8 protein-coding genes and 3 pseudogenes are annotated in these 11740 nt (G+C 70.9%); 6 read left to right on the forward strand and 5 right to left on the reverse strand.

Going from position 1 to position 11740, the window contains the following annotated elements; translation table 11 throughout:
* Positions 1-138 precede the first annotated feature (138 nt).
* Positions 139-1647, reverse strand: coding sequence for an MFS transporter (locus ACZ58V_RS21310; protein ID WP_468196302.1), 1509 nt, complete (start codon positions 1645-1647; stop codon positions 139-141).
* Between the two features lie 231 nt (positions 1648-1878).
* Here ACZ58V_RS21310 and ACZ58V_RS21315 point away from each other — a divergent pair, with 231 nt between their 5' ends.
* Positions 1879-2550: a TetR/AcrR family transcriptional regulator gene (locus tag ACZ58V_RS21315; RefSeq protein WP_468196304.1), complete on the forward strand. Its 672-nt coding sequence runs from the start codon at positions 1879-1881 to the stop codon at positions 2548-2550.
* 99 nt (positions 2551-2649) lie between these two features.
* Here the strand turns inward: ACZ58V_RS21315 and ACZ58V_RS21320 are convergent, their stop codons facing one another.
* A complete protein-coding gene (locus ACZ58V_RS21320; protein WP_471291418.1) occupies positions 2650-3489 on the reverse strand; it encodes a 3-hydroxybutyryl-CoA dehydrogenase in 840 nt (279 codons plus the stop codon).
* Positions 3490-3500: 11 nt separating this feature from the next.
* On the opposite strand from ACZ58V_RS21320, the pseudogene ACZ58V_RS21325 reads away from it, so the two are divergent.
* A pseudogene (locus ACZ58V_RS21325) lies at positions 3501-4385 on the forward strand (short-chain fatty acyl-CoA regulator family protein); the annotation flags it as partial.
* Between the two features lie 97 nt (positions 4386-4482).
* A complete protein-coding gene (locus ACZ58V_RS21330) occupies positions 4483-5016 on the forward strand; it encodes an AAA family ATPase (protein ID WP_468196610.1) in 534 nt (177 codons plus the stop codon).
* On the opposite strand, the pseudogene ACZ58V_RS21335 reads toward ACZ58V_RS21330, so the two are convergent.
* Positions 4970-5218, reverse strand: a pseudogene (locus ACZ58V_RS21335) (hypothetical protein); the annotation flags it as partial. The gene ACZ58V_RS21330 and the pseudogene ACZ58V_RS21335 sit on opposite strands and share 47 nt — an antisense overlap.
* A gap of 1 nt (position 5219) precedes the next feature.
* Between ACZ58V_RS21335 and ACZ58V_RS21340 the strand changes: the two are divergent.
* Positions 5220-5396 (forward strand): annotated as a pseudogene (locus tag ACZ58V_RS21340) (nuclear transport factor 2 family protein); the annotation flags it as partial.
* Between the two features lie 39 nt (positions 5397-5435).
* A complete protein-coding gene (locus ACZ58V_RS21345; RefSeq protein ID WP_471291754.1) occupies positions 5436-5849 on the forward strand; it encodes a cytidine/deoxycytidylate deaminase family protein in 414 nt (137 codons plus the stop codon).
* Positions 5850-5879: 30 nt separating this feature from the next.
* Here ACZ58V_RS21345 and ACZ58V_RS21350 read toward each other — a convergent pair whose 3' ends face one another.
* Positions 5880-8066 (reverse strand): endonuclease, encoded by a 2187-nt coding sequence (locus ACZ58V_RS21350; RefSeq protein WP_471291420.1) that lies wholly within the window; start codon positions 8064-8066, stop codon positions 5880-5882.
* Between the two features lie 129 nt (positions 8067-8195).
* Positions 8196-9473: a cellulase-like family protein gene (locus ACZ58V_RS21355; RefSeq protein WP_471291422.1), complete on the reverse strand. Its 1278-nt coding sequence runs from the start codon at positions 9471-9473 to the stop codon at positions 8196-8198.
* 110 nt (positions 9474-9583) lie between these two features.
* Between ACZ58V_RS21355 and ACZ58V_RS21360 the strand changes: the two genes are divergently transcribed.
* Positions 9584-11605: a glycoside hydrolase family 2 protein gene (locus ACZ58V_RS21360; protein WP_471291424.1), complete on the forward strand. Its 2022-nt coding sequence runs from the start codon at positions 9584-9586 to the stop codon at positions 11603-11605.
* Positions 11606-11740: the final 135 nt, after the last annotated feature.

An 11740-nucleotide genomic window follows, 5' to 3' on the forward strand; every position in this document is an offset into this window, starting at 1 on the left:
CCTTGATTCTGCACGATTTAGCGGGAACCAGGCCGAGAGATCAGGACGTGGGTTTCCGGACACCAGGGGCCGCACCCCCCCCCCCCCCCCCCCCCCCCCCGCTCCGGTCGGTCGGGGCCGGAACGCCCCGGGTCGACCTCACATGTGCACCACGGGCGCCGCGTCGGGGTCGGTGGCCGGTGCGTCGCGTCGGTACAGGATGACGCTGAGGACCAGACCGGCGGCGAAGAAGGCGGCCGACCACCAGTAGGCGGTGGAGTAGCCCTCCAGCCCGGCCTGTGCGAGGACGGCGGGGTCCTTGGGGTCGCGGCCGGCCAGGTAGTCGGTGACGGCGCTGGTGGAGAGGGTGTTGAGCAGCGCCGTACCGAGGGAGCCGCCGACCTGCTGCATGGTGTTCACGGCGGCGGAGGCGACACCGGCGTCCTCGGCCTTCACCCCGGCCGTGGCCAGGCTCATGGCCGGGGCCATCACCAGGCCGAGGCCGAGTCCCGCCACGATCAGCGGGGGCAGGATGTCGGTGGCGTAGCCGCTGCTGAGGCCGAGACCGGTCAGCCACACCATGCCGGCCGCGGCGAGGCCCATGCCCAGCGGTACGACCGCCTTGGGGCCGATACGGGGGATCAGCACGGTGGAGGCGAGCGTGGAGGACAGCATGAGGGCACCCACCATCGGCAGGAAGGCCAGTCCGGTCTTGATGGGGGTGTAGCCCAGGCTCTGCTGCAGGTAGTAGGTGAGGAAGAGGAAGACACCGAACATGCCGGCGCCGGTGATCAGGATGGAGACGAAGGAGGCGCCGCGGTTGCGGTCGAGCAGGACACGCAGGGGCAGCAGGGGGTGCGTGGCGCGGGTCTGCCACCAGGTGAACGCGGCGAGCAGGACGGCGCCGGCGACCAGGAAGCCCCAGGTCCGCACGGAGCTCCAGTCGTGGCTCTCGGCGTTGGCGAAGCCGTAGACCAGGCAGAACAGGCCGCCGGAGACGAGGACGGCGCCGGGGATGTCGATGGTGGCGCTCTTGTCGCGGGTGGTGCGCTGGAGCAGGAGCATGCCGCCGACGAAGGCGACAGCGGCGAAGACCAGGTTGACGTAGAGGGTCCACCGCCAGTCGAGGTGCTCGGTCAGGAAGCCGCCGAGGAGCAGCCCGATGGCGCCGCCCGCGCCGGCGATGGCGCCGTACACGCCGAAGGCCTTGGCGCGTTCCCTGGCGTCGGTGAAGGTCGTGGTCAGCAGGGACAGGGCGGCCGGGGCGAGCAGGGCACCGAACAGACCCTGCGCGGCACGCGCGACGATGAGCACCTCGAAGCTGCCCGCGGCGCCGCCGAGGGCGGAGGCCCCGGCGAAGCCGACCAGGCCGACCAGGAAGGTCATCTTGCGGCCGAACAGGTCGGCTATGCGTCCGCCGAGCAGCAGCAGGCTGCCGAAGGCGAGCGCGTAGGCGGTGACGACCCACTGCCGGTCCCCGTCGGAGAAGCCCAGATCCTTCTGGGCCGAGGGAAGCGCGATGTTCACGATCGTTCCGTCCAGCACCACCATGAGCTGGGCCAGCCCGATGACGGCGAGGATCCACCAGCGATGCGGCGATGGCGCGTCGGTCGACGGTAGTGAGGACACGGTGGCCGCGCCGGCCGTGTCCGTGGAGGTCTTGGGCATGACGGAACTCCAGAAGAAGCGGGGCAGGGGATCGGACGTCCGGTGGTGGTGCGGTGCGGGACGGCTGCGGCGACGGAGCTCGTCACGTGATCCGGCTGAGTGGCCTCGCGGACTGTCTGACTGACCGGACTGGCTGACACCTGTCAGATTAGTCTGAATCTGACAGGTGTCAAGTAAGGTGGTGGAGGGTCCCTAGGATGGCCCGGAGCACGAGCAGCGCAGGACGCACGCATGGAGGCAGTCGTGGGAGCAAAAGCCGAATCCGCTCGACGGCCGGGGCGCCCCGGCGCGGACACTCCCGCGGTTCCCGCTGAAGAGAGCATCCTGCGGCGCGGGCTCGAGGCCTTCGCCGAGCTGGGCTACGACCACGCCTCCGCGCGCGAGCTGGCCCGTCGCCTGGGCGTCAGCCACAACTTCATCAACGACCGGTACGGCTCCAAGGCGGCGTTCTGGCGTGCGGTGGTGGACCACGCGCTGGGAGGGCAGCTGGCGCGCCTGCCGCAGGTGGACGACTCGGTCGACGACGCCGAGGCCCTGCGGCGGATCATCACCGGCTTCTACCGGACCGCCGTGGACGAGCCGTTGATCGGACGGCTCTTCGTCGGCGAGTTCACCCGGGACACCGAGCGGCTGGACTACCTGTACGAGCACTACATCGAGCCGACCCTGCAGCTCATGGCGCCCGGCATCGAGCGGCTCGTGGCCGCGGGGCGGATGGCGCCCGTCCCGATGGACGTGCTGTTCTTCGCCGTCGTCCCGCCCGTCTCGGGAATGGTGGAGGTCCCGCTGGCGCGCCGCCTCGGCCGGCCCGACGACGCCTCACCGGAACAGCTCACGGCCACGGCGGAGGCGCTGGCGACGCTGGTGGTCAACGGGCTGCTGGCGTCGGGATCGGCGACTTGATCCGACGTCGGCATGCCGGGGCGGGAAGCGCCGTACTCGCGCTTCCCGCCCTCCCCTGTGACACCCCACGGGCGCCTCGGCCCGCGTCGTACCAGGCCCTCAGTCCTGGTCGTAGGTGTGGAACCCCCGCCCGGTCTTCCGGCCGAGCAGCCCCGCCTCCATCATCCGCTGGAGCAGTGGGGGAGGAGCGTGGAGGGGGTCCCTGAACTCGTCGTAGAGGGATTCGGCGATCGAGGCGACCGTGTCGAGGCCGATCAGGTCCGCGAGCTTCAGCGGGCCCATCGGGTGGGCGCAGCCCAGTTCCATGCCGGTGTCGATGTCGGCGGCCGTGGCGAATCCGGACTCCGCCATGCGGACGGCCGAGAGCAGATACGGGATCAGCAGCGCGTTGACGACGAACCCGGCCCTGTCCCGGGAGTGGATGACCGTCTTGCCGAGCGCCTCGGTCGCGAAGTCCCGCACGAGGGCCACCGTGCGGGACGAGGTGTGCAGGGAGGTCACGACCTCGACCAGCGGCAGCACGGGGACCGGGTTGAAGAAGTGCAGGCCTACGACCCGGTCGGCGCGGCCGGTCGCCATGCCGATCCGCATGATGGGCAGGGAGGAGGTGTTGGTGGCCAGCACCGCCTCCGGATCCTCGACGATCTTGTCGAGGGCGGCGAGGATCTCGGTCCTGGCGTCGGGGTTCTCCACGACGGCCTCGACGACCAACTGCCGGTCGGCGAGGTCCTCCAGGCTGCCGGTGAACGCCAGACGGGCGACCGCGTCCCGGGCGGCGGGCTTCTCCAGCTCGCCGCGCCGGACCGCCCGGTCGAGGGATGCCGTCACCCGTTCCCGGGCGGCGCGGGCCGCTGTCGCGTCCACTTCGCAGACCGTGGTGTCGAGGCCGGCCAGGGCGCACACCTCGGCGATGCCGGCGCCCATCTGTCCGCCGCCCACCACTCCGACGCGTCGTCCGGGCCCTCACCGCCAGACTCGCCGACGGTCACGGCATCCGCCTGGCCGCCACGACCGGCGACCGGCTGCACCACTACGACGAAGCCACCCGCACCCTCCACCTGTCGGCCCGCCTCCGCCCGGGACAGCGGGCGTTCCGGATGGCCATCCAGCTCGCCCTGCTCACATACGGCGACGAACTCGACCGCCAGGCCGCCGAGGACTTCCCGGCCGGTTCCCCCACCCACGCCCTGGCCCGGATCGGCATCGCCAACTACTTCGCCGCCGCCCTGATCCTTCCCTATACCGCCTTCCACACGGCGGCCGAGGAGTTCCGCTACGACATCGAACGCCTCACCGACCGCTACGGCCTCGGCTACGAGACGGCATGCCACCGGCTGAGCACCCTGCAACGGCCCCGGCTGCGCGGGGTGCCCTTCTCGTTCGTCCGCGTGGACCGGGCCGGGAACATGTCCAAGCGGCAGTCGGCCACGGGGTTCCACTTCTCCCGGGCCGGGGGCACCTGCCCGCTGTGGAACGTCTACGAGGCGTTCGCCGCCCCCGGCCGCATCCACGTCCAGATCGCCGAAATGCCCGACAGGCAGCGGTACTTGTGGACGCCCCGGGCGGTCACCCGGCACCGCGGCGGCTGGGGCGAACCCGGCAAGACCTTCGCCATCGGCCTCGGCTGCGAGATCCGCCACGCCCACCGGGTCGTCTACTCCGACGGTCTCGACCTCGCCAACGCCTCGGCCGCCACTACCATCGGCATGGGCTGCCGCGTCTGCGAACGCCTCGAATGCCCCCAACGCGCGGTGCCGCCCCTGGGCCGCGCCCTGCGGATCGACCAGAACAGCAGCACCTTCGTGCCGTATCCGGTGGCGGACCCGACGAGGTGAGGCCCGGGGCCTGCCCTTGTGCGGGTCGGTACGGCGCCACATCGTGCGTGCTGGTACCGATAGCCGAAGGGGCGTCGTCGGTAACGTGACCGCCGTGATGGTGGGCACCGAAGAAACCCGGCTGGTCGTCCTGCGCGGCAACAGCGCCTCGGGCAAGTCGTCCGTCGCGGCCGCGCTCCGCGAGAAGTTCGGCCGCGGCCTGGCCCTGGTCGGCCAGGACAACCTCCGCCGCATCGTGCTGCGCGAGCGCGACCGGCCCGGCGCCGCGAACATCGGCCTGATCGACCTGACGGCCCGCTACGCGCTGGACGCCGGATTCCACGTCGTGGTCGAAGGCATCCTCTACGCCGACCGCTACGGCGACATGCTCGCCCGGCTGCGCGCCGACCACCGCGGCCCGACCCACGGCTACTACCTGGACGTACCGTTCGCCGAAACCCTCGCCCGGCACGCCACCAAACCGATCGTCGACGAGGTCAGCGAGGCACAGCTGCGCGACTGGCACCGGCCGCTCGATCTGCTGCCGGGCGGGATCGAGAGCGTCATCGGCGCCGGCAGCGCCCTGCACGAGACCGTCGATCGCATCATGCTCGAGACCGGTCTGGACCGCCTGCCCGCAGTGGACCGCTGAGCGGCGCGGCTCGGGCCGCCGATCCACGGATCGAGGTGAACTCCGTGGCGAGGTGGTCGAGCAGGGGTGCCGCGCAGGGGTGCGGGTCGCGGCATGGGGTGATCGTGCAGATGCCTCGGGCCGGGGGGTCGACCAGGTCCACTGTGGTGACGTCGGTCCGCAGGGCGAGCGTCAGCACGTCGGGTATGAGCGCGATGGCGTGAGCACCGGACGAACCGGCCCGCTCCCGTCGTATCGACGCCGTCGACGTCCACGGCACGGTCGCGACCGCCACCATGACGCAGCGGCACGGCGCCGACCTGTTCACCGACATCTTCCTGCTGGTCCGCGCCGACGACGGCTGGCGCATCGCCAACAAGGCCTATCGCCGACACTCGTGAGGATCCTTCGCGGAAGCGGACCTCACGAAAGCAGAGATGATGACCACGCAGACGCACCACGTCGACCACGAACTCATCGAGGCGGCGGCTCACGTCGCCCGCACTCGGTGCCGTGGCGAAGAGCACACGATGGCGGCCGCGGCCCGCGCTCAGGACGGGCGGATCGTCACGGCGGTGAACGTCTACCACTTCACGGGAGGCCCCTGCGCCGAGCTGGCCCTCATCGGGGCGGCAGCCGCCCAGGGTGTCTACGACTTGGACACGATCGTCGCCGTGGGAGACCGCGACCGAGGGGTCGTCCCTCCGTGCGGCCGGTGCCGTCAGGTCCTTCTCGACTACTTTCCCGCAGTCAAGGTCATCGTCAGCGGGGACGACCGTGTCCGTGCCGTCCGTATCACCGACCTGCTCCCCGAAAGCTATGTCTGGGCCGACCACCAGGGCGAGGCCGAGTAGGCCGCTGTCCGGCGCGAGTTGACGCGGGGCTCAGGGCCAGACCCCGGAGAAGTCGATCGCGCGGGCCCACTCGGGATGGTCTATCAGCGGATTCCGGTTGCCCTGTATCTCCGCGATGGCCGCGTTGCGGTGCAGTTCGTACTCGGTGACTGCCTCGCTCTCGTGCCACCGCAGCAGGACGGGCAGCCGGTCTTCGGGGAACTCCTGCGCGACGTCGCCGACCTGGCCCGGATAGCGCAGCAGGAAGTACAGGGTGGCTCGGGCGACCGCGCCCCTGCACTTCTCCGGCTCGAATCCCACGCTCTCGCGCTTCCCGCACGCGTCCCGGACGGTTTCCTCGTAGTCGGGGAAGTCGAAGTACGGGAAGTTGCCGCGGTAACTGTTGCAGCCGGACTCGCACGTGAACAGATGATGCAGGTCGCCCCGCATGGGCTCCTTCGCGTGGAACCACGACTGCGGCACCACGTGCTCGCAGTTGAACGGCATGGACGCCTCCAGCGCGCGGAACTCGGCCTCGAATTCGGCCGGTCCCGCCGTCCGCTCCCGCAGCAGCAGCTCCCGCTCGCGGGCCAGCCGGGCCTCCTCCACAGCCGCGTCGGCCCGTATGACCTCCTCGGCGGAGAATCCCTGGCCGGAGTAGATGCTGCGCAGCCGTCCGTCCTTGTGCAGGTCGACCCACGGGTAGACCAGCCGCATCGGCTTGTACCTGGGCTTGGGCGCGTGGGTCTCGGCCAGCAGCGTCGTCAGCGCGCGGCGCAGCGCGTCGCCGTCGTCGGTGCGGACGTTCGCGTAGTACGCGGCGCGTGCGGCGGCGTCCGCGGACCGGTCGTAGTAGGGACGTTCCCGGGAGAGTCGGTGATGGGTCAGGGCCGCCTCGACGTCCTTCCCGACCGCCGAGACGACGTCCGGCTGCCCGTCCGAAGAGGGCTGTGGGGTCGGTGCGCGTGCGGGCAGCGGAGCCGAGAGGGTGGCCGAGGAAGGCGAGGCGGTGCCGAAGTCGAGGGTGATCCGCAGCGGGAGGACGAGCTGAGCGGAACCGTCGGCCGCGTGAGACTGAGCCCCGTCCTGCGAACCGCTGGCGCCCGCCAGGGTCGGCCTGCCGGTGAAGGACGGCATCGGCGGCGTGTTCTTCTCGGGAGACGGGTCGAGCCCCGTGGTGGACACCTCGTCCCGCAGTTCTGCCGCCTCGCCGGTCAGCGGTGCCTCGTGCAGGGACCGCAGCACGCGGCTGATCCGCACCCCCTCGTTGGCCCGCCAGGCCAGTTGCTGCTCGCCCATCTCCGGCCGCCACACCGTGCCGTCGACGCTCAGTGGCCGGCCCTCGGCATCGGTCTTCGGAACGGCCGAGTGATGCAGCGCCACGACTTCCCACTGGTCGTTGAAGACCGGAGAACCCGAGGACCCCTCACGGGTGTCGGACTCGTAGTGCAGGAACCGCTCCAGCACGTCGACGATCTGGTTCTCGCGCAGCGCGATCTGCTTGGGCTCGCCTCGCGGGTGCTGGATGATGTTGACGAACTCCCCGATGACGGCCTTGCCTTGCGCATCACTGAGGACCAGCCGGCCGAACGACGACAGCGCCTCGCCCTGCGCGCCGCGTGGGGCCACCGCGACGAGGGTGTAGTCCAGCGCCCGGTCGGTGACGAAGCACCGGAGCGGCTCCAGCGGGAAGACCGCCGGTACGAGCGGGTTGCCGTCGGCGCCGTCCTGGAAGGCGAAGGCGACCTTGCTGCGGCCGGCCTCCTGCACGTCGCCCAGGACATGGTTGTTGGTGAGCAGCAGGGAGGGGGAGACCATGAAGCCGGTGCCGTGTCCGCCGCCCGGCCCGCTGATGGTGATCCGGCCGACCGAGCGCGAGACCTGGACACCCTCCTCCAGGAACGCGACCGGGGTGAGGTTGTTGCGCCCGATGAGGCGCTCCAGCCCCAGCGCCTCACCGGTGAAGCTCTCCGGGGGCAGGCCCAGGGTGCTCCCCGCGCCGCTGGCGGGTTCGGTCGGTGTCCGCTCGATCGCCCGCGCCATGGCCCAGTCGGCGCCGAGACGTGCCAGCCGCTTCTCGACGCGCTCGGGGGTGTCTGCGTACAGCACGCCACGCGTCTCGAGGACGGACTGGTTTCTTTCACGCTGCTCGGTGCGGTTCCCGTAGCGGGCTGCGGCCATCGTCAGTTGCGACAGATAGTCCGACTCTCGTTCGGAAGCGAGTTCGGCCGTGGCCATGATCCGCCTCCTGGCCTGTCTTGATCGGGGCGGTGGTTGCCGAGACGCGCTGCTTCTCGGCAAGCCTTACTGATACCGATGCTTTCAGACGTGAGATACATGCGCAAAAGGGGTGAAAGGTGCTCGCGTTCAGCTCGCGGTGATACGGCCGTTCACCCGGCGCATCCACTCCTGGTCGGTCTGCCACATGGGGTGGTGAGGGGCCGCGTTGGATGTCAGGACGACGCCTCGGAAGCCCGCCGCGAGGCAGCGGTCCACGACGAACTCCGCGATGTCCTTGCCGACGGCGTCCTCCTCGAAGCGTGTCAGCAGCGGGGTGTACCCCACCACGCCTTCGCCGAGGACGGCGGGGATGCCGCGGTGACGGGCGAAGCCGGCGACGGAGTCGACCCACTGGGCCAGCGTCTCGCGCATGGCGTCCCGGTGGGCCGAATAGTTCTCGTAGAGCCACAGGTCCCAGCGGTCGGGGTCCACCCAGTCGTGCGCGTAGAAGAGTTCGCGCGGGATGCCGGTCGCCGCCAGTCGCCAGGGTTCGTCCGGCTGGTGGTCGGCGAAGGCGGGGGCGTCGGGCCGCAGCATGGCGGCCAGTGCGGGGGTGGGCCATGAGGCCGTCCGCGGTGCCGGTTCGGTGCCGTGGCCGAGCCCCACCGCCTGGTACAGCGCGCCGAGCACGCCGTAGGCGTAGAAATGGAAGTGCGCGATCTGCGCCTGCTCCGGCAGGTCGTCGAGTTCGTCCGGCCAGGGCTCGCCGAGCGAGTAGGTGACGGGGATACCGGGGTGGCGTGCCCGCAGCAGCTTCACGGCGCGTTCGAGGGGGCCGCGCAGCCGGGCGTAGTGGGTGAAGGCGCCGTCGCTCGGTACCAGGGAGCAGTTGTCGACCTCATTGTGCACCTCGACGTAGGCGACACGGTCGGCGAGACCGCGCTCGGTGAGGAAGTCCAGCAGCCCGGCGAGCGCTTCGGCCACGGCCTCGGCCCGGTCCGGGCCTGGCACCTCCGCCAGGGCGCGGTGCCAGACGTCGGTGTCGGCGAAGCTGGGGGACTGCTGGTACTCCCACGACGACACGATCACCTTGCAGTCGTGCCGGGCGGCCGCCTCGAACAGCTCGACGAGCCGCCGCCGGCCGTCCAGCGGGTAGCCGCCGCGCACGTTGTACCAGCGGGTGCGCTGTCCGAACCGCTCGCCCAGGCCTCGGACCCGCAGCGACTCCGGGGAGTCGACGCGTCCGGAGAACAGCAGGAACGGCATGGCGCAGACGCGCACGGTGTTGAAGCCCCGCTCCACGGCCTCGGCGAAGGCGCGGTCGAGGTCGGCGAAGGGCTCGCCGGGGCCCGCCTGCGTGTACCAGCTGAAGTCCCACAGGGTGATGGCGAGTCGGTCCGTGGGGGCCTGTCGGTGTGAGGTCATGGGGGCCACGCTAACCCACAATTCATTAATTATGAATAATCCTTGACAGGGGTGGTGGGGCTGTCCAGGCTCATGGGCGAACGAACGCCCGCGCCCCGAGGAGCCCTGCCATGACCCCACCCACCCACCCGTCCCGGCGAACCGTGGTCACCGCACTCGGCGCGGCAGGCTTCGTCGCCCTGCCGGCCTGGCCGAGCAAGGCGCACGCCGCCGGCGGCCCGGTCCTCGACACCCACCCCGCCACCGAGCCCTCCGGTACCCACGTGCGCGATGTCGGCGGTACCAACGTCGTCTTCCAGCACGGCGTCGTGCTCCCCGCGTTCGACGGCTGGCGCACCCATGAGCCGACCCGGGAGTACCTGTCCCTGGACCGGCGATGGCGCTTCCGCTTCGACCCCCGCGACCAGGGGCTCGGCGAGAGCTGGCAGTCCCCGGACTTCGACGACCGGACGTGGGGTCTCGTCGACGTGCCGTCGGCCTGGGACCTGCTGGACACGCCCGGATTCGGCTCCGAGACCGCCCCGTTCGGCAAGGGCACGGCGTTCGCCGACGGTCATGCCTTGTACCGCACCGTCGTCGACGTTCCCGCGTCCTGGCGTGCCCGGCACGTGCGCATCGCCTTCCTGGCCGCCGGCTACAGCGCCGAGGTCTGGCTCGACGGCGTACACCTCGGCAAGCACGAGGGCGCCAACTCGCCCTTCGCCCTTCCGGTGGGCGGGGCGCTCCGGCCCGGCACGCGCCAGACGCTCGCCGTGCGAGTCTTCCGCCGGGCGAGCTACACCGACTACACGGCGACGACTCCCCAGCCGGTCACCGACGACCACGAGATCCCGTACAAGCCCGTCGACTACTGGCCCTACGCGGGCCTGACCCGCTCGGCCTGGATCGAGGCGGTTCCGCGGGTCAGCGTCGCCAAGCTGCTCGTGGCCGGAGCGAACGGGCGCGTCGAGGCCCGCGCGGTCGTCGAGAACCACGGTGACTCCGACTTCGACGGATGGCTCACCCTGGATCCCGGCCGGGGGAGCGGTGCCCGGCCGGCCGTGGTCGCGGCCCGGATCGCGGCCCGCTCCGCAGGCGTCGTACGCGTCTGGGTCAGCGTGCCCCGCGCCCCGCGATGGAGCCCGGCCTCGCCGCACACCCTCACCGCCCGCGCCACCCTGACCGCCGGGAGGCCCTCGGGCCCCCGGGTGGACACGCTCTCCACCCGCTACGGCATACGCGAACTGACCATCGACGACGCGCGGTTGCGGCTGAACGACAAGCCCCTCTTCCTCAAGGGCCTCAACTGGCACGAGGAGACGGCCGCGCACGGCAGGGCGATGACGCCCGCCGAGTACGACCGGGAACTGGGCCACATCACGGCAGTGGGCGCCAACTTCATCCGCAACTGCGTCTACAACCGTCACCCGTACGTCTACGACTGGGCGGACGAGCACGGTGTGCTGGTGATGGACGACATCGACACCATGTGGCTCAACACCGCCCAGGAGAAGCTGCAGACCGAGCGCTACGGCCTCGCCCGTGCCCTGGCCCTGACCATGGCGTGGAACCAGCACAACCACCCCTCGGTGATCCTCTGGTGCCTGCAGAACGAGTCGGAGATCGACCCCGACGGCGCGCCGGTCTACCGCGCCTGGCTCGCCGACATGAAGGCGGCGGTGAAGGCGGTCGACCTCACCGCCCGCCCCGTGACCTGGGCCTCCAACACGAGCAACGACCCCGCCTTCGACCTCGCCGACGTGATCGGGTTCAACGAGTACTTCGGCTACTTCTACGGCGAGGACGCCGACCTGGGCCCGACGCTGGACGCGGTGCACGCGAAGTACCCCGGCAAGCCGATCCTGATCACCGAGAACGGCACCTGGGCCGTGGCCGGCACCCACGGCCCCGACACCACCGAGGGCACGGAGGAGTGGCAGGCGGCCCGCTTCACCGCTCACTGGACCCAGGTGGCCGAGCGCAGCGAGTTCGTCGCGGGTTTCACCTACTGGGTCCTCAAGGACTACAAGCAGCGGGCCGGGTACAACCAGTCCTACAACGGAATCTCCGTCATGGGCCTGCTCACCTTCGCCGAGGAGCGGCCCAAGCTCGTCCACGACGCGTTCCGCAAGGCGGTCAATCCCAGGTCGTAGGCGCCTGACACACACCGTGGCCCGTGTCCGGCGGGGGACGCCGGACACGGGCCACGGTGTGTGTCCTTCCCCTCCGCTTCCCTTGGTTTGGGCCCCCCCCCAATCACCCCTCCCGGCTGGGACTGTCCCCGCCCA

The sequence above is a fragment of the Streptomyces sp. NPDC040589 genome (assembly GCF_055594445.1).